This is a genomic window from Streptococcus sp. 27098_8_66 (genome assembly GCF_041431945.1).
In the GTDB taxonomy this organism is placed as follows: domain Bacteria; phylum Bacillota; class Bacilli; order Lactobacillales; family Streptococcaceae; genus Streptococcus; species Streptococcus dentalis.
The window spans coordinates 77,283-99,774 of the sequence record NZ_JAPVYS010000003.1; the positions used below are offsets into that span (position 1 = coordinate 77,283).

Below are 22,492 nucleotides of genomic sequence, written 5' to 3' on the forward strand. Positions count from 1 at the left end.
GATTTCATTTCTCCTTCCAGGTAATTCCTTCGTGTTGTAAGAGCCAGCGTTTACGATCGAGTCCAGACGCATAGCCTGTCAATTCTCCATTTTTTCCCATCACGCGGTGACAAGGGACTAGAATTGTCAAGGGATTGCGCCCAACAGCTTGTCCCACGGCCTGAGCAGAACCACAAGAAAGATCCTGGGCAAGCTGCCCATAGGTCTTGGTCTCACCATAGGGGATCTCTCGCAACAACTGCCATACCCGCTCTTGAAAGGCTGTTCCCTGCGGCGCTAGTGGAAAGCTGATCGCAATTGGGGCCCCAGCAAAATAATGGTCCAACCACTCCTTCACCTTCTCATGGTAGGGATGGAACTGCTCCAGCGCCCCAAAAGGATCAGACGCATCTTCTTTCGGATCATAAAAATCAAGCTCTACAAGGCCTTCCTTACTGACAATGATCGAAAGGAGTCCCATAGGGCTCTCATAGAATTGTTTAAGATAGAGTGTCATTGTAGGCCGCTTCTGCTCTTTGGTCCCAGCGGTCCTCTTCTGAGACCACTTGGAACAAACTGGTTTCTGCTTTTCGTTTGATCTTTTGATAAGCCAGACGGACGCCATCAATTGGGACCTTTCCACAATAATGGTAGCCTAATTTTTCAAGCAAATGTTGCATGACCAGATTATCTGGGTGGGTATCGCAACGGAAATCAGGCCCTTTTTCTCCTTCGATCAAACCTTGAAGGAAGGTCTGAGCCACCCCTTTGCCAGCAGCTTCTTTAGCCACAGCGACACGATGAAAGGTAACATACATATAGTTGTCATGCTCCCACTTGCCATCGTAAATCTCATTATAGGCCACTTCATTTCCCTTGTGGACGGCTGCATAAGCGACGATTTCCTGATCTTCAACGGCCACATAACCACGACTTTCTAGAATATCCTCAAAAATGATCTCTTCATCTGGATAACCATCCTGCCACTGATTGACCTGTCTTTGAGCCAGGCTTTCCTTAGCATCTTGGATGATTTCCATAATTCGCTGGATCTCATTTGGATAAGCCATTCTAATTTCCATCCTGCTTCCAACCTTTCCTACTCTTGATGGTAACGAGCATAGAGCTCACTTTTTTGCAGGCCGTATTGTTTAGCGACCTGTTTGATTGCTTGATTCTTCTTCATCCCCTCTTGGACCAAGGTATCGATCTCTTGGATCAAGTCGACCTCTTCTAGGTCTAACTCTTCTTCTTTGGCTCCTTCGACGATTAAGAGGCACTCCCCTTTGAGGGGATTTTCTTCAAGAAATGCGACTAACTCTGAAATGCTGCCGCGAGTATATTCTTCGTAGATCTTGGTCAATTCACGAACCAAGACAACCGGACGATCCCCATAGACAGCCAACATATTCTCTAAGGTCACCTTCACCCGATGGGGCGACTCATAAAATATCTGTGTCTCCGGATAGGCCACTTTTTCTTGGAAAAAGGCCTTTTGTTGCCCCTCTTTGCGAGGTAGAAATCCGTAAAAAATATGAGGTTGAGGTGCTAGGCCACTGGCAATCAAGCCAGTAATCCCTGCACTTGGACCAGGAACAGCTACGACAGGAATCTCGCGTTCAATCGCTGCCTTAACCAAATCATGACCAGGATCAGAGATACTTGGGAGTCCTGCATCTGAGACCTGCGCCAAATCTTTTCCAGATTCTAAATGGGCGATCAGATCTGGAATTTTCTCCTGGGCATTATGCTCATGAAAGCTAGTCTGGGGAGTCCTAATCTCAAAATGCTTGAGCAAGAGGCCTGTATTTCTGGTATCCTCAGCTGCGATCAAGTCCACATCCTTTAAGGTCTGGACCATGCGGTAACTCATATCCTCGCGGTTACCGATCGGTGTTGGGACCAGGTAGAGGACCCCTGTCTTCTTTTCCCCTTTAAAACTTCGTTGGATCTGCATGCTTACTCCCTAAATAACAACTCGTCACAAAACATACACTCTTCATCGTTCTCACGGCGTTGACCATAGGAATAGGTGCAAATGTGAAAACCATCATTGTAAATGCGTTGCAAATTTTCACGGCCATGGTGTTGGGACTTTGTGGAGGAGGTCTTCTCGACTTCCCCCAAACGCTCTCTCAATTTATCATTTTCTAAGCGAAGAGCTGTATTTTCTTCGATGACTTGTTTCAAATTTTTCTTGATGGCTTCGACTTCAGCCAAGGTGACCAACAAATTCTGAGAAAAGCCGTCTAAAGCATCAAATAATTCTTTTTTATTCATTCTGACTCCTTAACTTTCTAAGCTCAAAACCATATATTCTAGAGCATTTTGAAAAGAAACATTGGCCTTCCACATGGTGCGAGCAAGACTCAATTTTTCCAGCTGCTGCTGGGATTTACTCAAACACAACTGCTCTTCTAAAGCCAACTCCATCAAACGAAAAGCCTGACTTTGTTTTTCCTTATCATCTGCTAAGCTCACCAATCGGGTCACTTCCAAATAGGCGCGATTCAAATTGGAGTGACAACGTTCGATGAACTGATTACAAACTTTAGCCAACTCAAAAAAAGTAGCATTCTTTTTTTGCTGCTCTGCCTCTTCAAGACTAAAACTAAATCGAGCTACTAGACTTGCCTGCGATTTAATCAAACCTTCTTTTTCTAGACGTTCGGTAAGGTAGGCTTGCTTTTTTGGAAAATGGACCTGCTGGGCCCGACTCTTGATGGTCGGTAAAATCAAGTTTTCATCGGATGTCAACAAGAAGAGATAGATCTCACTCTGGGGCTCTTCCATAACCTTTAAGAGAGAATTTGCTGCATTGGTGTGCATCTTGTCCGCATCTTGGACGATAAAGACCTGCCGACTTCCTTCAAATCCGGATTGAGAAAAGTCTTGAACGAGCGAGCGAATACGATCAGTCTTTATGATCTGGTTGACTGGACGCACGATCTTCACATCTGAGAATTCTTCTTCAGCAATCAAGCGACAGGATCGGCATTTGCCACAAGGCCAGACTCCTTGCAAGTCTTCGCAAAACTGACTCTGAGCTAGCAAGAGGGCCATCTCAAAACTGGCAAACGAACCTGTAAAGAGATAAGCATGACTGAGCTGTTTATGTTCTAGGATCTGGGTGAAGCGCTCCACCAGTTCTGGCTGGAGCTGTTGGATCTCTTCTAGCTTCATTTCAATGTCCCCAAGCGATTTTCTAAAACAGCCAAAACATCCGCAAAGACTGCTTCAAAGGATTGACTGGCATCGATTTTCACGATGCGCTCTGGTTCCTTTTCATACAAGGCCAAATAACCTTGTCTGACTTTTTGGTGAAGCTCCAATCCTTCCAAATCCAAACGATTGACTTCCCGCTCTTGGTTTTTCGCAATTCGTGCGAGCCCTTCTTCGACATCCAGATCAAAGTAAAGGGTGAGGTCTGGCTTAAGACCATCTGTCGCGAATTGATTGAGCCACTCGATGTCTTCCACACTCAGACCGCGACCATACCCTTGATAAGCCACCGAGCTGTCAATAAAGCGGTCCATCAAGACAACCTTCCCAGCTGCAAGGGCTGGCAAGACACGTTCCACCAAATGCTGCCGGCGACTAGCAATATAGAGCAACAACTCGGTCTTGGCATCCATACTAGTATGGCCTGGATCCAAAATGACTTGGCGGATCTTTTCGGCAATGTCGACACCACCTGGTTCACGGGTTGTAATAAAAGGAATTCCTTTTTCTTCAAGTAGAGGCAAAATGGCTTCTAGGACCGATGATTTTCCCGCTCCTTCTGGACCTTCAAATGAAATTAATGTACCGTTTACCATAGTATCCTCTTTCTAGTTTTCTTCTCTTTATTTTACCAAAAATAAGGGTAAAAATCTTGTATTTTAGGAGAGAAAATTTTTCAAAGTCATTTTCATTTTTTCACTTTTTTGTTACAATGTTCTTATAAAGTTTTAGGAGACAACCTATCATGTTTAAATTTAAAGATATTCTGGCTATCATTTTTGGGGCCGGCATTTTTTCGTTTGGGATCTATTTTTTGGTCATTCCCTTTCACTTCTATGAAGGAGGAGCGACAGGGATTACCTTGATCACCTATTACCTCTTCAAAATTCCTGTATCCATCATGAACTTGCTGATCAATATCCCTCTCTTCGTTTTGGCTTGGAAGCTGCTGGGCAAGAAATCTCTTTATCTGAGCTTACTGGGGACCTTTTCAGTTTCGGCATGGATGGCAATTTTTGAGGCCATGCCCCTCAGCCACCACTACCATCACTTTATTTTTACAGCCTTTAAAGGAGATATTCTGCTTGCCTGTATTGCCTCAGGGGTTGTCCTTGGTTTAGGTCTAGGGATCATCTTCAATGCCGGTGGAACTACTGGAGGAACAGATATCCTCGCTCGCACCTTTAATAAATACACTTCCCTCAGTATGGGAAAACTCATGTTGATTGTAGATGCCATTGTTCTGACAACTGTTGTCGTAGTCTTCCAAGATGTCCGTACCGCCATGTATACCCTCTTCTTCATCCTGATTGACACCCTTGTGATCGACTTGATTGGAGAAGGTGGTTTTGCTGGAAAAGGCTTCCTCATCGTTACATCTAAACCAGAAGAAATTGCAAAAAAAGTATCCGACGATCTGGGTCGCGGGATTACCTTTATCCGCGGGATGGGCTATTACAGCCGTAAGGACCTGGATATTGTCTACTGTGTCGTTTCACGGAATGAGATGAAACAAATGAAAGACATCATCAATCAGATTGATCCATTCGCCTTCATCACCATTTCTGAAGCCCATGAAATTCTCGGCGAAGGCTTTACTTTAGATAAAGAAAAACAACCCATTAACCGTTAATAGAAAAAATCAGGCTAGATTTTCATCTAGCCTGATTTTTTATTAAATAGCTTTTGCGCTAGTTCGAGTGATTTCATCGACTTTCAAACCGTTGGCTTCAAATTTAGTACGGATTCCTTCTAGATCTGTCACCCCATCAATTTGAACTTCGATGACGACACGATCGTCTTTGGTTGGGATATTGACTGTATTTGCGATGTTATACCCTTCTTCAACAATCAAGTGAATGATTTGTTCTAGAACGCCAACCTTATCTTCCGTCACGAAGCGTACACGGACTCCTTCTTCTCCATAACCGGACACTTCAAGGAAGGCACGGAAAATATCACGATCCGTGATGACACCGGATACTTGCTCATTGTCCACGACTGGAAGAATTCCCACCTTGTTCTTATACATGAGGTAGGTCGCATCTTCTAAGCTTGCAAATTTTGAGACGGTAATGACATCGCGAAGCATCACATCTTTGACCTTGGTTTTGTTCAACAGATAGTTCATTTCATAAATCGATAAGCTTGTTGCTTTAGATGGACTTGCTTCTGCAATCGTACCTTCTGTCACCAAGCCAACTAATTGATCATTTTCAATGACTGGCAAACGGTGCAAACCTTGTTCGCGCATCAAATCTGCCGCGTGGGCAATTGTAGTATCTGGACTAATGTAAACTACTTTACGTGTCATAAAATCTTTAACAGCCATAACAAGTTCTCCTATGCTTTTACTAGTTTTATTATACTTGATTTTAAGAATGATTTCAAACGCTTTCAGCAGTTTTCTCTTGTTTTCAAAATTTAGAAAAATCAAACAAGAGGGATGAAAAAAGAAAGGTCTTCAGGACCTTTCTTTTTAATATTCTAGTGAACTTTAGAAATCTTATCCACCAAGGTAGGCCTTGCGGACTTCTTCTGAGGCTAAGAGTTCTTTTCCTGTTCCGGTAAGAACGACTTTCCCTGTTTCCAAAACATAACCGCGGTCTGCGATAGCAAGGGCCTTATTGGCATTTTGCTCGATCAAGAGAACAGTTGTTCCTTGTTTTTGGATATCTTGGATGATATCAAAGATTTCTTGGATAAAGATTGGAGCCAATCCCATAGAAGGTTCATCCAGAAGCAAGAGTTTTGGCGTTGACATAAGTGCACGACCCATTGCTAGCATTTGTTGTTCCCCACCAGATAGGGTTGCTGCATCTTGGTTCTTCCGTTCTTCCAAACGTGGGAAACGGGAGAAGACTTTCTTCAAGTTAGCTTGATTTTCTTCTCGATCTTTCTTCAAGAAAGCTCCCATCTCCAAGTTTTCCATAACAGTTAAGCCTGGAAAGACGTGGCGGCCTTCTGGAACTTGAGAGAGTCCGGCTGCTACAATCTTTTGAGCAGGAACCTTTTGAATCTCCTGTCCCAAAAACTCGATTTTCCCAGCACTTGGACGCACCAAACCTGAAATGGTACGAAGAATAGATGTTTTCCCAGCACCGTTAGCACCGATAAGAGAAACAACTTCCCCTTCGTTTACCTCGAAACTGACATCACGGACAGCCTGGATCATGCCATAGTGTATAGAAAGATTTTCAACTTTTAACATAGACATTAGGCTTCACCTCCTAGATAGGCTTCGATTACGCGTTTGTTGGTCTTGATTTCATCTGGCGTCCCATGGGCAATCAAGCGACCATATTCCAATACATAAATCCGTTCTGTTACTTCCATGACCAAGCTCATATCGTGCTCAATCAGCATGATCGTAATATTAAATTCTTTTTGAATGCGACGGATCAATTGGGTCAATTCTGCTGTTTCTTGAGGGTTCATCCCTGCAGCAGGTTCATCCAAGAAGAGGATTTTTGGCTCTGTAGCAAGGGCACGAACGATCTCCAAGTGACGTTGTTGTCCGTATGCTAAGTTTTTGGCCAAGGTATCTGCTTCCTTTTCCAAACCAAAAATCGCTAACAATTCAAGGGCTTTCGCTTTCAAAGCTTCTTCATTCTTGTAATAGCTTGGCAAGCGGAAAAGACTCGCAAAGACATGTGGTTTATGGTGATTAGCAAAGGCAATCAAGACATTGTCCAAAACGCTCAAATCTTTAAAGAGACGAATATTTTGGAAAGTACGTCCCAGACCACCTGCAGCGATTTTATAAGGTGCTTTACCATTTAGGAGCTGACCATCTAAGGTAATGGTCCCTTCACTTGGTTCATATACCCCTGTTAGGAGGTTGAAGAGGGTTGTTTTACCGGCACCGTTGGGTCCGATCAACCCAACCAATTCCCCTTCATTGAGTTCCATGGTCACATCCCCAACGGCTGTCAAACCACCAAAGTTTTTTGTTAAATTTTTTACTTCAAGAAGTGCCATTAGTTAGCCTCCTTTTTTGAGAGTAGTTTTTTCAAGCTGAATTCCCATGTTCCAAGAAGACCACCTGGACGGAAGATCATCACGAGAATCAAAGCCAATGAGTAAATGATCATACGGACACTTGAGAAGTCTTGAAGCACCATGTTCAAGATACCCAAGACGATGGCTGCTACAACTGTTCCTGACATTGATCCTAAACCACCAAACACGACAATGATCAAGACATTAATGGTATTGGTGAAAGAGTAATCTTTAGGAACAACAGAGCCAATAAAGCCGGCTTGGAGAGATCCAGCAATCGCCGCTGTGATCGCACCAAATACAAAGGCGATGACTTTGACCTTGGTCGTATTGATCCCAACAGATTCTGCCGCGATTTCATCTTCACGAACAGAAAGGGTAGAGCGTCCAATTGGACTGCGTAAGAAGTTAATCGTAAAGATCGTTGTAATTACAACAAAGAGGTAAACCAATTGCCAAGTTGTAAAGGCCGGCAAACCAAGGATCCCAGCGGCACCATTTGTTAGAGTACCACCATTGACGATCAAGATCCGGATGATTTCAGAAACCCCAAGTGTCGCAATCGCGAGGTAGTCCCCTTTCAAACGAAGGGTTGGAACCCCAACGATCAAGGCAACGACACCAGCAATCAAAGCACCTAAAACCATCGCACCAAAGAAGGCCCCGTAGGTTGGTGATTTGGAACCGAGAATGGCTGCTGAGTAGGCACCAATTGCCATAAATCCGGCATGCCCGAGTGAGAATTGACCTGAGAAACCAACAATGAGGTTCAAGCCAACTGCTAGGATAATGTTAATCCCGATTTGTTCCAAAATTTGGATATAGAAGAGATTGAGCACACCCGCTGCAACCAAGACTTGGATCAAGGCAAAACCTGCGACCAAAAGACCAAGCCAGACTAAATTCACTTTTAAATTTTGTTTCATGGCTTACACCTTCTCTTTCACATTTTTACCGAGGATACCTGCTGGACGGATGAGCAAGATCACAATCAAGATGGCATACACAATGGCATCACGGAAGTCTGAAAGACCGATCGCTGTAGCGAAGGTTTCCAACAAACCGATGACAAATCCACCTAGGGCAGCACCTGGAATGATTCCGATCCCTCCAAGAACGGCTGCGACAAAGGCTTTGATCCCTGGTGTCATCCCCATCAAAGGCTCGATCGAGTTGTAATACAAACCGATCAAAACACCACCAGCACCTGCCAAGGCTGATCCCAAAGCAAAGGTAAAGCTGATCGTACGGTTTACGTTAATCCCCATCAATTGAGCGGCATCACTATCGACAGATACAGCCCGCATGGCTTTCCCCATCTTTGTCTTTTGAATAATAAATTGAAGAGCGACCATCAAGAAAACAGACACTCCCAAGATCATCAACTGAATATTGGAGATTGAAATCGGACCGAAGTTGTAACGAACCGTTTTAATCACTTGCGGGAAGGACCGGGTATTGGCACCTACGAAGAAGACCATCCCATATTCGAGTAAGAAAGAAACCCCAATCGCTGTGATCAAGGCTGCAATCCGAGTCGAATGACGAAGCGGACGATAAGCCAGGTATTCAATTACAACCCCTAAAATAGCTGTTCCAACCATGGCTAGAAGCAAAGCTACAAAGAAGTTCACTTTCCATGAGTTCAATAAGAAATATCCCATAAAGGCACCTACCATGTAGATATCCCCATGGGCAAAGTTGATCAATTTGATAATTCCATACACCATGGTATAACCGAGGGCCAAGAGTGCATAGACGCTTCCCAAGATTAGACCGTTCACTAATTGCTGGAGCATTTGAACCATCCTTTCTAACAATAAAGAGCGAGGCCAGGAATTTTCATTCTCCCAGCCTCTTGTACAAACAACAAATGATAATTATGGTTTAACAGACTCTACAGATTTGACTTTACCTTCTTTCAAGCCAATCATCAGAGCTGATTTAACCGGGTTGTGGTTCTTGTCGATTGACATTGTACCAGTCACACCTTCCAAGTCTTTCAACTTCGCAAGGTTATCTTTCAATTCGACAGAGTTCTTAGCACCTTTAGATGCTTCAGCAACCATGTAAACTGAATCATACGCCAAAGCTGCGAACATTGAAGGTTCTTCGTCGTATTTCGCTTTGTATGCTTCTACGAATTTCTTAGCTTTATCAGTCATTTCACCTTCAGTAGAGAATCCAGCTACGTAGTAGATATCAGTAGCTGCAGCAGGTGTTGCTTGTTCAACGAATTTAGCATCGCTAAATCCATCCCCACCAATGATTGGTTGTTTGATTCCCATACCACGTGCTTGGTTTACGATTTTACCAGTTTCAGTGTAGTACCCTGGAAGGACAATCGCATCGAAGTCTTTGTCTTTGATTTTTGTAAGAGCAGCTTGGAAGTCTGTATCCTTAGATTGGAATGTTTCTGTTGCTACGATTTCACCTTTGTAAGATTTCTTGAAGGCTTCAGCAATCCCTTTCGCATAGTCAGATGAGTTATCGTAGTAAAGAACGACTTTCTTCGCTTTCAAGTTATCCGTTGTATATTTAGCAATGATTTTTCCTTGGAAACTATCGATGAAGGTTGCACGGAAGAGGTAATCTTGACCTTTTGTCAAATCATCTTGAGTTGCAGATGGTGTAACCAATGGAACACCTGCTTTACCAGCATTGGCAACGGCTGCTGCAGTAGCACCTGAAGTTGCAGGTCCTACAAGAGCGTTCACTTTTGATTGAGTGACAAGGTTTGTAGTGACTGTAGCTGCTTCAGCTGTTTCAGATTTGTTATCTTTATCTGTGACAACAATCTTCTTACCGTCAGCTCCACCCTTAGCGTTGATTTCATCAACGGCCAATTGAGCACCTTTTTGTTCAGCACTACCGTAGGCTGCTACTTCACCAGTTTTTTCAAAGTTAAAACCGACTTTTAGTTCCTTGCCGATTTCGTTACCAGTTGTGTTTGAACCTGAAGTAGAAACTTCACCACAAGCAGCAAGAAGAGCGACACTTGCAATGGTTAAAAATGAAAGAGCAAATTTTTTCTTCATTAGTAATGATCTCCTTAAATGAATCTTAAAATAAATACATTAAGAATATACCGAATTATCTGACAATTGTCAATAAAAAAAGCGCAATCCATCAAATGATTGCGTTTTCTAACCTTCTGTGACCAAAGATGGGATCTCCAATCGTTGCAAACTCCCCACAAAATCTGTATCTAAATCTTTAAGATGGCAAGGCAAGACCTTTTTGACATAACGTTCTTTCTTTAAGTCTTCCATGACTTGATCGGCCTTGTCACTGTCCACATACAATTGGACATAACGGCATTTCTTAGAATGGTACAAAACATCTCCGACAGATTGTAATTTTTTCCCGTCTCGATTGTAATACAATTTAACAATCAAGCCTGTTCTTTCTTGTTTCTCAAACATGGTCAATCCCTTTCTCGTTCTGTTACTAGTATATCAAATTTCAAAAAAAAGAACTACTCTTTTATGAGAGCAAAAAAGAGAGTGGGACAGAAATCGGTCATTCGTTAGAATTCGATTTCGTCGTCCCACCTCCGCACAGTTGAGTAGGGCTGTAAAAGCTGATGAAATCAGCGTAGTAGAGCCCACTCAACCACTGCGTTTTGCTCGACAATCCAAAAATAATTGAGAGGCTAGGACTTTTGTCCCAGCCTCTTGACGGACCTTCCCACAGGATGGTTTAGCCCAATTTATTATTGGCCATGATTTCATCAATAAAGCCATATTCAAGTGTTTCTTGCGCACTCATCCAATTGTCACGTTCAGCATCTGCATGCACTTTTTTAATGGATTGACCTGAATTCTCCGCAAGGATTTTTTCCAAGTTATTCCGTGTTTTGAGCAAATGTTCTGCTGCAATCGCCATGTCGGTTTGTTGGGTACCGCCACCAGTACCACCCATTGGTTGGTGAATCATATACTCGGCGTTTGGCAACATGAAGCGTTTGCCCTTCGCACCGCTTGAAGCAATGACAGTTCCCATAGAAGCTGCCATCCCCATGACAATAGTTTGGACATCTGACTTGATAAAGTTCATGGTATCCACGATAGCGAGACCTGCAGAGACAGATCCCCCTGGTGTATTGATATACATATAGATATCTTTTGTATTATCTTGGGCATCCAAGAAGAGCAATTGAGCGATAATGGAGTTAGCCATTTGGTCCTCAACTGGTCCTGTTACCATGATAATTCGATCTTTCAACAGTCGGGAATAAATATCGTAAGAACGTTCTCCACGACTGGTTTGTTCAATAACTACTGGAATCATCTATTCTTCTCCTTTAGTATCCATTCATTCTCACGATTCGTGAGGTTCAAAGTATATGTGCTATTATAAACCAATGGTCAAAAAAGGTCAAATCTTAAGCACCTTTCGGACGAATCATGAATGTTTCTTATTTGGTACCGAATAAACGGTCACCTGCATCACCAAGACCAGGAACAATATAGCCATGTTCATTCAAATGATCATCGAGGGCTGCTGTAAAGATATCAACATCTGGGTGAGCTTCTTGAAGAGCTTTCACCCCTTCTGGCGCTGATACCAAGCAGACAAATTTGATATGGCTAGCGCCACGTTTTTTCAAGGAATCAATCGCTAGAATAGCGGATCCACCTGTAGCAAGCATAGGGTCTACTACAAAGATACGACGTTGATCAATATCTTCTGGCAATTTCACCAAGTATTCAACTGGTTTCAAGGTTTCTTCATCACGGTACATCCCGATATGGCCAACCTTAGCAGCTGGTACCAAACTCAAGAGACCATCAACCATCCCAATCCCTGCACGAAGAATTGGGACAATGGCCAATTTCTTCCCTGCGATTTGCTTTTGAACGGTTTTGGTAATAGGAGTTTCAATTTCAACATCCTCAAGAGGCAATTCCCGCAAAACTTCGTAGCCCATCAACATAGCAATCTCATCTACCAATTCACGAAAGGCCTTTGTAGAGGTATCTGTACGACGAAGAATAGATAATTTGTGTTGAATCAGTGGATGTGTAATAACTTCTAGTTTTCCCATTTTTGAGATCCTTCTTTCTAAGCTGTTATTATTCAAAAAAGAGCTATGATAAAAGTGGAGTCAAGCTCTACTCTTTCTTTCAGTCCCTCTTTGATACTCACAGCACATGGAAATCTTCATTTCCAACTTTACATTCGTCTTATTATACCAAATTTTACAAAAAAAAGAGAGCCCTTACACTTAATTTTTGAAGTTCGGACTCACTCTTTCTATCAATCAATTATAACCATTCTTTGTATTTCTTAATATAGATACGTTTGACAACCGTCACACTCAGCATATAGAGGACGATAATCGCAAACAATAGAACAAAGTACAATCCATTTAGTTGGCTCAACTTCAAGATAGAAGCCAAAGGACTATATGGAAGGGAGGTTACAAAGAAGGCCGCTGCTAGAGTCGTCACCACGACTGAGAAGGCTGGACGACTTTGGATAAATGGCAGTTTTGGTGAACGCAACATATGGATAACCATGGTTTGAGACCACATAGATTCGATAAACCATCCAGTTTGGAACACCATGATAAAGGCTGCTGCATCTGCTGCTCCATGGTTGTAGCCATGACCTAAAATCATAGGAACAACAAGGAAGTAAAGAAGCATGTAGGTAATAATATCAAATACAGATGAAATGGGACCGATCCAGGCCATAAAACGCATGATAGAGTTTGCTTCCCAGATACGAGGTTTCTTGAGGAATTCCTTGTCGACATTATCAAAAGGAAGGGCGATACAAGAAAGATCATAGATAAGATTGAGCACAATTAAATGAACAGGAGCCATCGGAAGGAAAGGCAAAAAGATGCTGGCAAAGAGAAGAGAAAAGATGTTCCCGAAGTTAGAAGAGACCGTCATCTTGATGTACTTGGTCATATTGGCATAGACCTTGCGGCCTTCAACCAAACCTTTTTCAAGGACCATCAAGTCCTTATCTAGAAGGATGACATCTGCCGTTTCTTTGGCAATATCAACAGCTGTATCCACGGAGATCCCAACGTCTGAGACCTTCATAGATGGAGCATCGTTAATCCCATCTCCCATGTAACCAACCTTGTGGCCATTGTTCTTGAGGCTTAGGATGATCCGCGCTTTTTGATCTGGTGATAATTTGGCAAAGACCGTTGTTGTTTCCACAACTTGTGCTAACTCTTGGTCAGTCATCGTATCGATTTCGCTTCCCAAAAGAATCCGCTCGACATCTAGTCCTACTTTTTCACAGACAGCTTGGGTGACCTTTTCATTGTCCCCAGTTAAGATCTTGGTGGTTACCCCATATTCTGCAAGGGCTTTGATCGCTGGAGCTGCAGAAGGTTTTGGTGGATCAAGAAAGGCAAGGTAACCGGTTAGGATCATGTCTCCTTCATCTTCAACACTAAAGATGTCATTTTCGTCCAAGTCGGTTTTGTAGCTGACGCCCAAAACACGAAGACCTTGTTCATTTAATTGAGCAACTTCAGCGAGGACCTCTTGACGGACTCCATCTGTCAGGCGTTTAATCTCTCCCTTGTACTCAACATAAGTCGATACAGAAAGCATTTCTTCCAAGGCACCCTTGGTCACCATGCTGACCACACCGTCTTCGTCTTTGACAATGACACTCATGCGACGACGTTCAAAATCAAAGGGCAATTCATCAATCTTATGGAAGGTTTGATCCAGATCGCGAACAATCTCATGTTTCTTGGCTTCTTTCTGGGTTCGATTGATAATCGCCCGGTCCATCAAATTTTTTAGCCCGGTTTGGAAATAGGAATTCAAGTAAGCCCGACGAAGAACTGATAGATCCAATTCGCCATGGATATCAAGCGGATACTCCAAAACGATTTCATCTTGGGTCAAGGTACCTGTCTTATCTGTACACAAAATATCAATAGCCCCAAGGTCTTGGATGGCATTGAGTTTTTTGATAACGACTTTTTCCTTGGCCATGATGATGGAGCCCTTAGCTAGACTCGCTGTAATAATCATCGGCAACATTTCAGGAGTCAAACCAACCCCAACGCTGAGGGCAAAGACACCCGCTTCTAACCAGTCACCATCTGTGAGGCCATTGATCACAAAGACAACGGGCACCATCACTAACATGAGCCGAATCAAGAGCCAAGAGATGGTATTCATTTCTCTCTCAAATGAGGTTGGTTCGTCATAGGTGTTGATGGTTTGCTCAATAGCTCCCATCATGGTTTCATCCCCCACGACCAAGACCAAGGCTGTCGCCCGTCCGGAGATGACATTGGTTCCCATAAAGGCCAAGCTCTCACTCTCCAAGAGACTCTCTAGATTTTGACTGTCGGCTTTTCTGAGACAAACCTTTTCAACAGCATCACTTTCCCCTGTGAGACCCGATTGTTGGACAAAGAAGTCACGGGAATCGATCAAGACCACATCTGCTGGAATCATATCGCCGGCACTTAGTTTGATCACATCTCCTACGACGATTTCATCGATCGGAATTTCTTGTTCTGATCCATCACGCAGAACGGTCGCTGTATTGACAATCATACGTGATAAGTTGCTAGCTGCTTTGTCGCTCCGCAATTCTTGAATGAAGCGGATACCACCAGAGATCAAGACCAAGGTCACAATGATGATGGAGGTCGTTGGATCCTGTTCACCTGGTTTTGCTAGCCAGACATTGGTGATGAAGGAAACCAGCGCAATGACCAACAAAATCACTGTAAAAGGATTGATGATCGATTCGTAGATCTTTTTGATCATAGAATCTTCTTGACCTTTTGTGATGACATTTTCGCCATAAATATCGCGGTTTTCTTCTACTTGATCGTCAACCAAACCAAGGGCACTGGTTTTGTAGGTGGCAAAGGTGCTTTCAAGTTGTTCTTGAAGAGCAGCAATGAGTCTTTCTTTATTTGTTTGCATTGGTATCTCCTTTTTCAATCAGGAGCCAATCACTTTTGGAGTCCCTACGACACAAATCAGCGATTGGCTGGTTCGGTGCGGTTCGGGATGATCGTCGATTTGTATCATAGCTCTCTCCTTTCTCTTTTCTTGGTAAGGCATCAAAAAGAGTCCTACCCTCGATCGGTAGGACTCATGAAACTCGTCATTTATTTTTCAATCAAAACTCTCAAAAAACTGACCGTCCAAGCTTTAGCTCCGCAAGGCAATGAAATGAGCTTAGTCTTGACCTTTGCGATCAGGACTGTTAACCAACGAGTAGTGTCTCCACTGCTTTGCGGTAGTCATCCGTATCCTTGTGGTAGCCTCACCTACCGTATTTCGAGTTTATTGTACTCCTTCACTTACAGAAAGTCAACACTTATTTGTGAAAAGTATCAACTAAACGTTTGGTAATTTCTTCAATGAGGGTGAAGGGAGCTGCCACATTGAGGCGGGCATGCAAGTTTCCTTCTTTTCCAAAATCTGTTCCACGGTTCAAAATCAATTTGGCTTGGTCATGAATTTTAGCATGCAGCTCATCATCGGTATAAGGATAGGCTGAAAAGTCCAACCAAAGAAGATAGGTTCCTTGGGGCTTCATGACACGGATTTGTGTCTTTTCATGCAATTCATCTACCACATAGTCGATGTGTTTTTCAAAGACTTGTTTGAGCTCCGTCAACCAAGGTTTACCATGGCGATAAGCCGCTTCTGTTGCAATATAGCCCAAGCCTGAGATTTCATGTTGATTATTGGCCAATTGCCGTTGTTTAAAAGCCGTACGAAGCTTTGGATTTTCAATGACCACATAGGAATTTTTTGTTCCTGCAATATTGAAAGTCTTGGTTGCACTGGTTAAGATCAAGCTGAAATCTTTAAAGCTTGGATCAACTGTGTTAAAGCTGGTATGACGGTGGCCAAACAAGGCCAAATCTTGGTGGATCTCATCTGAAACGAGAAGGACACCATGTTTTTGACAGAGGTGGCCGATTTTTTCCAAGACTTCACGATCCCATACACGGCCTCCAGGATTGTGCGGATTACACAAAACATAGAGTTTCACCTCTTGCTCTACAATGTCTTTTTCCAGCTGATCAAAATCAATTTGGAAAAGACCGTCCTTTTCAACTAATGAATTTTCGATCAATTTTCGACGATTGAGCTTGACACTTCTGGCAAATGGAGGATAGACCGGCGTATTGATTAAGACAGCATCCCCTTCCTTAGTAAAGGCTTGAATAGCTGTTGAAATGGCTGGAACAACACCTTCGATAAAGACGACAGCTTCCTTGTCAAAGGAATAGCCATGCTCTTCTTTTTCCCAATCAAGGATAGACTGGTAGAGGCTCTCCGATGCATAGGTGTAGCCATAAACCATTTGGTCTGCATAGCTGATAACAGCTTCTCGTACTTCTGGAATGACATTAAAATCCATGTCCGCGATCCAAGCTGGGATGATTTCTGGATCTGTCTCAGTTTCTTTCCACTTGTAGGTATGGTGGGTCAAGCGATTCGGTAAAGTCGTGAAATCATATTTGGTCATCTTAAGCCTCCAATGCTTGTTTCAAATCTTCAATCAAATCATCCGCATCTTCGATTCCGATGGACAAACGAAGAAGATCATCTGTCAAACCGTATGAATGGCGAACTTTTGCAGGAATGTCCGCATGGGTCTGAGTGGTAGGATAAGTGATCAAGCTTTCAACTCCGCCAAGACTTTCTGCAAAGGTAAAGACTTGAAGGGAATTCAACAAGTTTGGAATTTTTTTCTCATCTTGAATTTTAAAGGAGACCATTCCACCTTTTCCAGTGTAGAGGACTTCTTTGACCTGAGGGGAGGTTTTCAAAAACTCGACTACCTTGCGGGCATTCTTAGTGGAGCGCTCCATCCGGATAGAGAGTGTCTTGAGACCACGGATCAAGAGATAGCTGTCAAATGGGGAAAGAACAGCACCTGTCGTGTTCAAATTGTAAAAGAGTTTGTCATACAAGTCTGCATCATTTGTCACGACAACACCAGCCAAGACATCGTTGTGACCAGCCAGGTACTTGGTTGCTGAATGTAGGACAATATCAGCTCCCTCTTCAATTGGGCGTTGATAGATCGGGCTATAGAAGGTATTGTCCACCACGACTTTGGCACCTTTTGCATGGGCCAATTTGGCTAAATGAGCAATATCAAATTCCAACATCAATGGATTGGTTGGTGTTTCAATATAGAGGACATCCACCGGATCATTATCTAGATGGTGGATCAATTCTTCTTCTGTATTGGAATAGGTGAAAGAGAAACGACCCTCTTGCTCTTGTTGGTTAAACCAGCGGAAAGAACCTCCATAAAGGTCACGAACGGCCAAGACTTTTGAACCAACTGGGAAAATGCTAAAAGCAAGCACAATGGCTGACATTCCAGAGCTTGTCGCCAAAGCATAGTCTGCACTTTCGATAGCTGCCAAAGTCTTCTCAGCTGTTGCGCGTGTTGGATTTTTCGTACGGGTATAGTCAAAACCTGTAGACTGACCAAATTCTGGGTGTTGGTAAGTCGTAGAGAAATGCAAAGGAGTCGTCAAAGCTCCCGTTGCTTTATCCGACTTGATTCCTGCCTGTGCCAAAATAGTATTGATATTGCGTTTTTTACTCATATTGCCCTCCGATAAACATTCAATCTAACTGATTACTATTTTATCACTATTATGAGGAGAGCGGTTTTCCCATTTTCAAGACCCAGCTATAGTTTCAAACTATAAGAAAAGAGAGTGGGACAGAAATCGGTAATTCGTTAGAATTCGATTTCGTCGTCCCACCTCCGCACAGTTGAGTAGGGCTGTAAAAGCTGATGAAATCAGCGTAGTAGAGCCCACTCAACCACTGCGTCTTGCTCGACAATCCAAAAACAATTAAGAGGCTAGGACTTTTGTCCCAGCCTCACAGGTTTATTTAATCCGGAATTTTTGTCTGAGACGTGCAGCTTGACCTCCGATAAAGCGGTCAAAATACCGTAGCCATAATCCTAAGGCTCCATAAATAACAACTCCTAATCCGCCAATGACGATGATATAAATCATGCTCGATACACGGCCATTTGGTGGGAAAATCCAGCCCAAAATCAAGCCGGCGATCAAGACTCCAAGTAGCATCACCACCGTTAGAATTGAGCCAAGTAATGTGCGCTTGAAGACGATGGTCCGATTAAACTGAGTAATGCTTTGGATCTCCCGATACATGAGAACAATTGGTACCATTAACGCAATGGTCGTTGACAAAAGCGGCCCATAAGAACGAAAGACCAGAATAAATGGAATTTGGAGGACTAATTTAACCACTACTCCATAGAGGAAGTAGCGAATAGCTTTGCGGTTTTGGAAGAGAGCTTGAATCATTGGGGACAAGACTGTGTAAAGACCCAAAATCACCGTCTGCAACATCGCTACGATAAAGAGTCCCAAAGCCAAGCCATCTGGTTGCCCATAAAATACTGTATAAAGTGGTTTTGCGACTGCTACTGCACCAAAGGTAGCTGGAAGCAAGAATGCTAGCAACATGGTCAAGTTATCCTGTACGAGCTTGCCAGCCGCTTTTAGATCCCCTTTAACATAATTCTCTGTCAACAGAGGAATCCCTACTCCCCCAATCGAAGTCGCTACCGCAATCAAGATCATGGTGATTTTGTTTGGATTAGCAGAGAAATAACTAAACATGACCAAGAGCTGCTTTTGACTATAATCTGTGAACCAAGACATGACATTGATAAAGGTCATCTGGTCAACAATTTGGAAGAGCTGAATGGCGGAACCAGTGATAATAAAAGGAATGGCCTCACGAATCGTATCAATCAAGAGAGCCCGAGTATCAATCCCTTCACTTCCCTCTTGCTTTCTAAAAATAGAAGAGAGCAAGCCTGTCTTTGCAAGGTAATAAAAGAGCACCAGAAGGCTCGCTCCCATACCGATAAAGGCCGCAAAGGTCGACTGCGTCACAGCCTGCACATAGTCTCCTGAGCCAATCTTCATAATGAAGAAGGTCGTGAGCAACATCCAGATGACCCGGATCACTTGTTCAGCGATCTGGCTAATGGCGTAAGGCTTCATGTTGTTAAAACCTTGGAAAAATCCCCGAATGACACTCATCGAAGGAAAGATCAAGACAGCCCAAGAAAGGCTCTGCATGATCGGAATCAACTCTTTTCCCCCACCTGAAAGACTCGCAAAGACAGGAGACAAAAGATACATGAGAATGGCAAATCCAAGGCCTAGAATTCCCATAAATTTCAAGAAGCCCCGAATCAAAGCAAAGCTATGATCCGCTTGGTCCCGGGTATTGTATTTGGCTACTTGCTTAGCAACAGCTACGGGTACTCCGGCTGTCGAAATCAAGAGAAACCAAGCATAGATATTGTAGCCCATTGTAAAAAGACCATTGGCTTGTGGCCCATATTTCCCCATCCAAATATACCAAGGAATAATATAAGCGGCTCCTAGCAAACGGCTGATAAAGTTGCTGGCTGTCATCCAGGCAGTCCCGCGTAGCATCTGAGCTTGCTGGTCATTTTGTTCGTGACTCATAAACGTCCTCTTTCGTTTCTTCTTCTCTTCATTATAAACTTTTCCATGTTACTTGTAAAATTCAGACTTTCGGTTTACAATAGTTTTATGATTACAATTGAACAAACCCTCAACATTTTAAAACATGACCAAAATTTCCGAGAAGTTCTAGTAAATGGTGAATACTACTACCATCTAGAAGGAACAAGTTTTGATGCCATTAGCTATGATAGCCGTAAGGTTTCTGCTAGTACCCTCTTTTTTGTTAAAGGGGCGAGTTTCAAAAAAGAATACCTGGAACAGGCTATTTCTAATGGACTCGGCTTTTATGTCTCTGAAAAAGATTATGAAGTTGGTATTCCTGCCATTCTCGTCAATGATATCAAGCAGGCCATGAGCTTAATTGCTATGGAGTTTTATGGGCACCCTGAGAAACAATTAAAACTATTGGCCTTCACAGGGACTAAGGGAAAGACAACAGCGGCCTATTTTGCTTACCATATTTTGGAACAAAGTCACCGACCAGCTATGCTGTCGACCATGAATACTACACTGGATGGTAAAAACTTCTTTAAATCGACCCTGACAACGCCAGAGAGCTTGGATCTTTTTGCCATGATGGCTGAGGCAGTAGCCAATGATCGGACCCACCTGATTATGGAAGTTTCCAGTCAAGCTTATCTAGTGAAACGGGTTTACGGTCTGACCTTTGACGTTGGTGTTTTTCTCAACATCAGTCCTGACCATATTGGACCGATTGAACACCCAACTTTTGAGGATTATTTCTACCACAAACGTCTCCTCATGAAGAACAGCCAAGCCGTTGTCATCAATAGTGATATGGATCATTTCCAAGTTTTAGCGGACCAAGTCGCGAACCAAGACCACGATTTTTATGGAAGCAAGTCTGAGAATCAAATTGAAAACTCTAAGGCCTTCAGCTTCTCAGCCACTGGTAAATTAGCTGGAAACTATGAAATCCAACTGATTGGCCACTTCAACCAAGAAAATGCTGTGGCTGCAGGTCTTGCCTGCCTTCGCCTAGGTGCGAGCCTCGAGGATATCCAAAAAGGGATTGCTAAGACGCGCGTTCCAGGCCGAATGGAAGTCTTGACTCAGCAAAACGGCGCTAAGGTCTTCATCGACTACGCCCATAATGGTGATAGCTTGAAAAAACTACTCTCTGTTGTCGAAACCCATCAAACGGGGACCATTTCACTAGTTCTCGGATCAACTGGGAATAAAGGAGAGAGCCGCCGCAAGGACTTTGGCATACTCTTAGAAGACCATCCTGAAATACAAGTCTTCCTCACAGCGGATGATCCCAACTATGAAGATCCTTTGGCTATCGCTGAAGAGATTAGCAGCTTCATCACGCGCCCTGTTGAGAAAATCGCAGATCGCGAACAAGCTATTCAGCTGGCTATGGCAACAACCAGCAAGCCTGAAGATGCCGTCATTATCGCCGGAAAAGGAGCGGACTGCTACCAAATCGTCAATGGCGTAAAAGAAGAATATCCAGGTGATGCCGCCATCGCTGAACGTTATCTATAATCAAATGAAAGAAGGCTAGGAAAATTCCTAGCCTTTATTTTTTTATAAAAATGAATCGTTCTTTATCAAATTCGACAGCTAACTCATACTTTCCATCTTCATTTTGAATGATGTAGCCCAATAAAACTAAACTATCGACAAAGATGTCCTTGCGCTTTTGCTGGACTACTTCTTTTTTGAGAAATTTGAGCAAAAAGCTAGTCATATACTTGAGAGCATACTCAGGATTGACATCGCCCAAAATAGCATAGAGCTTTTCTTGCTCCTCTGTCAATGGATATTGGTGAGCAACCTTGTAGAAGTAATTGGAAAGGGTCTGTGCATTTCGTGCAAAGTCCGTCTCCTCTATGAGAATCGCTTCATTGGTCGTGTTGCGGAGTTCCGTTTGGAAGACCTTGGCTTTTAATTCTTGATAAACTGCACTGTCCTCTCGAACAAAGACCTCCTGATCCAAGTCAACAAGATCAGCTGACTTCAAGAAGGGCAGGTTGAGGGTGTAGCGTTTATTTTCTCGAAGGATGAAGCCCGCTTGGATATACTCCTCCATCAGCTTATCCACTGGTTGATCTGGAAATTGGGTCTTGATTTGCCGCAGGATAACATCGTCGTGCTGATCCAAATAGTTGATCAAGTCCTTGAAAAATGGCTGACGTGTCAAACGTGTGGGATTAATGATTGTAATCATCCATATACCTTTCTTTAAACTGTAGCTGTGGTGATTGGGCTAACTGACTAGGATTGGTCCCAGGCTGATTTAAAGGAACCGCTAGACCAAGCTCCTTGTAGTAATCAAGCCAGAACGGACTAATCTCCTCTTCCTCATCTCCAAACTTCATGGGAATGGTTTCAAAAATAGGAAGTAGTTCAGCGATGAACTGGGAACAATAGAAACCATCTCCATCCGGATAAAAGGAAGCATTGTAGGGAGACCCTAAAAGGTTTTCTGCCCGCTTTTTGACCTCTGGACAATCAATCTGCACATAGCGATAAAGGTCATAGACTTTTCCAGCTTCAAAGAAATCTTCAGGGGATTGGGCAAGGACGCCACCTTCTACCGTGGCATGATAAATGAATCCGTCCAAAAAGATGGCCACATGGCTATAGTTGCCAGTTGATGCCTGGATGGCCTGCCCCATTTCTGTATTTTCACTGACAAAAATCAAATCGCCCGTTTCTAACATGATCTTCTCCTAGCAAAAAAGGAGCCGAAACTCCTTTTTAACGATGGTTTTCCCACCTATC

Annotated in this window: 23 protein-coding genes and 1 riboswitch; of the genes, 2 read left to right on the top strand and 21 right to left on the bottom strand. The window is 43.2% G+C overall.

What is annotated here, in order from left to right:
- Positions 1-4 precede the first annotated feature (4 nt).
- Genes O3642_RS03660 through tmk form a run of 6 tightly spaced genes read right to left on the bottom strand, consistent with a single transcriptional unit; the run spans position 5 to position 3,797 of the window.
- Positions 5-496, bottom strand: coding sequence for a methylated-DNA--[protein]-cysteine S-methyltransferase (locus O3642_RS03660; RefSeq protein WP_371605424.1), 492 nt, complete (start codon positions 494-496; stop codon positions 5-7).
- The gene (locus O3642_RS03665; RefSeq protein ID WP_371605425.1) at positions 480-1,061 is read right to left on the bottom strand and encodes an N-acetyltransferase family protein; all 582 of its coding nucleotides are present in this window, start codon (positions 1,059-1,061) and stop codon (positions 480-482) included. Before O3642_RS03665 ends, O3642_RS03660 begins: the two co-directional genes overlap by 17 nt.
- A 17-nt stretch (positions 1,062-1,078) precedes the next feature.
- The gene (gene rsmI / locus O3642_RS03670) at positions 1,079-1,936 is read right to left on the bottom strand and encodes a 16S rRNA (cytidine(1402)-2'-O)-methyltransferase (RefSeq protein ID WP_371605426.1); all 858 of its coding nucleotides are present in this window, start codon (positions 1,934-1,936) and stop codon (positions 1,079-1,081) included.
- Between the two features lie 2 nt (positions 1,937-1,938).
- On the bottom strand, positions 1,939-2,259 hold the full coding sequence (gene yabA / locus O3642_RS03675; protein ID WP_049497826.1) for a DNA replication initiation control protein YabA: 321 nt from the start codon (positions 2,257-2,259) through the stop codon (positions 1,939-1,941).
- 9 nt (positions 2,260-2,268) lie between these two features.
- Entirely contained in the window at positions 2,269-3,162 is an 894-nt protein-coding gene (locus tag O3642_RS03680) for a DNA polymerase III subunit delta' (RefSeq protein WP_371605427.1), read from the bottom strand.
- Positions 3,159-3,797 carry a dTMP kinase gene (tmk, locus tag O3642_RS03685; RefSeq protein ID WP_371605428.1) on the bottom strand — a complete coding sequence of 213 codons (639 nt, stop codon included), beginning with the start codon at positions 3,795-3,797 and terminating at the stop codon, positions 3,159-3,161. The genes O3642_RS03680 and tmk overlap by 4 nt, the downstream gene beginning before the upstream one ends.
- 149 nt (positions 3,798-3,946) lie before the next feature.
- Between tmk and O3642_RS03690 the strand changes: the two genes are divergently transcribed.
- Complete coding sequence (locus tag O3642_RS03690; protein WP_371605429.1) at positions 3,947-4,834, top strand: YitT family protein; 888 nt, start codon at positions 3,947-3,949, stop codon at positions 4,832-4,834.
- 42 nt (positions 4,835-4,876) lie between these two features.
- Here the strand turns inward: O3642_RS03690 and O3642_RS03695 are convergent, their stop codons facing one another.
- The 13 genes from O3642_RS03695 to O3642_RS03755 form a co-directional block, all read right to left on the bottom strand.
- Complete coding sequence (locus tag O3642_RS03695; RefSeq protein WP_371605430.1) at positions 4,877-5,533, bottom strand: CBS domain-containing protein; 657 nt, start codon at positions 5,531-5,533, stop codon at positions 4,877-4,879.
- 174 nt (positions 5,534-5,707) lie between these two features.
- A complete protein-coding gene (locus tag O3642_RS03700) occupies positions 5,708-6,418 on the bottom strand; it encodes an ABC transporter ATP-binding protein (protein ID WP_371605431.1) in 711 nt (236 codons plus the stop codon).
- On the bottom strand, positions 6,418-7,182 hold the full coding sequence (locus O3642_RS03705) for an ABC transporter ATP-binding protein (RefSeq protein WP_003005595.1): 765 nt from the start codon (positions 7,180-7,182) through the stop codon (positions 6,418-6,420). Before O3642_RS03705 ends, O3642_RS03700 begins: the two co-directional genes overlap by 1 nt.
- Positions 7,182-8,129, bottom strand: coding sequence for a branched-chain amino acid ABC transporter permease (locus O3642_RS03710; protein WP_003008278.1), 948 nt, complete (start codon positions 8,127-8,129; stop codon positions 7,182-7,184). The genes O3642_RS03705 and O3642_RS03710 overlap by 1 nt, the downstream gene beginning before the upstream one ends.
- A gap of 3 nt (positions 8,130-8,132) precedes the next feature.
- Positions 8,133-9,002, bottom strand: coding sequence for a branched-chain amino acid ABC transporter permease (locus O3642_RS03715; protein ID WP_021153669.1), 870 nt, complete (start codon positions 9,000-9,002; stop codon positions 8,133-8,135).
- Positions 9,003-9,083: 81 nt separating this feature from the next.
- Complete coding sequence (locus O3642_RS03720; protein ID WP_371605432.1) at positions 9,084-10,241, bottom strand: ABC transporter substrate-binding protein; 1,158 nt, start codon at positions 10,239-10,241, stop codon at positions 9,084-9,086.
- Between the two features lie 108 nt (positions 10,242-10,349).
- A complete protein-coding gene (locus O3642_RS03725; protein WP_151378658.1) occupies positions 10,350-10,628 on the bottom strand; it encodes a DUF2129 domain-containing protein in 279 nt (92 codons plus the stop codon).
- 277 nt (positions 10,629-10,905) lie between these two features.
- Complete coding sequence (gene clpP, locus O3642_RS03730; protein WP_151378659.1) at positions 10,906-11,496, bottom strand: ATP-dependent Clp protease proteolytic subunit ClpP; 591 nt, start codon at positions 11,494-11,496, stop codon at positions 10,906-10,908.
- Between the two features lie 127 nt (positions 11,497-11,623).
- Positions 11,624-12,253, bottom strand: a complete 630-nt coding sequence (upp, locus tag O3642_RS03735; protein ID WP_003005574.1) for a uracil phosphoribosyltransferase — start codon at positions 12,251-12,253, stop codon at positions 11,624-11,626.
- A 220-nt stretch (positions 12,254-12,473) separates the two neighbouring features.
- Positions 12,474-15,134 (bottom strand): magnesium-translocating P-type ATPase, encoded by a 2,661-nt coding sequence (mgtA, locus tag O3642_RS03740; protein WP_371605433.1) that lies wholly within the window; start codon positions 15,132-15,134, stop codon positions 12,474-12,476.
- Between the two features lie 207 nt (positions 15,135-15,341).
- Positions 15,342-15,499, bottom strand: a riboswitch (M-box (ykoK) riboswitch).
- Between the two features lie 35 nt (positions 15,500-15,534).
- Positions 15,535-16,698 (bottom strand): MalY/PatB family protein, encoded by a 1,164-nt coding sequence (locus O3642_RS03745; protein ID WP_270299314.1) that lies wholly within the window; start codon positions 16,696-16,698, stop codon positions 15,535-15,537.
- 1 nt (position 16,699) lies between these two features.
- Complete coding sequence (locus tag O3642_RS03750) at positions 16,700-17,797, bottom strand: cystathionine gamma-synthase (RefSeq protein ID WP_101770953.1); 1,098 nt, start codon at positions 17,795-17,797, stop codon at positions 16,700-16,702.
- Positions 17,798-18,088: 291 nt separating this feature from the next.
- A complete protein-coding gene (locus tag O3642_RS03755; protein WP_371605434.1) occupies positions 18,089-19,717 on the bottom strand; it encodes an oligosaccharide flippase family protein in 1,629 nt (542 codons plus the stop codon).
- Positions 19,718-19,804: 87 nt separating this feature from the next.
- On the opposite strand from O3642_RS03755, the gene O3642_RS03760 reads away from it, so the two are divergent.
- A complete protein-coding gene (locus tag O3642_RS03760) occupies positions 19,805-21,250 on the top strand; it encodes a UDP-N-acetylmuramoyl-L-alanyl-D-glutamate--L-lysine ligase (protein ID WP_371605435.1) in 1,446 nt (481 codons plus the stop codon).
- 34 nt (positions 21,251-21,284) lie between these two features.
- Here O3642_RS03760 and O3642_RS03765 read toward each other — a convergent pair whose 3' ends face one another.
- Both O3642_RS03765 and O3642_RS03770 read right to left on the bottom strand, forming a co-directional pair.
- On the bottom strand, positions 21,285-21,935 hold the full coding sequence (locus O3642_RS03765; protein WP_371605436.1) for a DUF1803 domain-containing protein: 651 nt from the start codon (positions 21,933-21,935) through the stop codon (positions 21,285-21,287).
- The gene (locus O3642_RS03770; RefSeq protein WP_371605437.1) at positions 21,919-22,431 is read right to left on the bottom strand and encodes a YiiX/YebB-like N1pC/P60 family cysteine hydrolase; all 513 of its coding nucleotides are present in this window, start codon (positions 22,429-22,431) and stop codon (positions 21,919-21,921) included. Before O3642_RS03770 ends, O3642_RS03765 begins: the two co-directional genes overlap by 17 nt.
- Positions 22,432-22,492 lie beyond the last annotated feature (61 nt).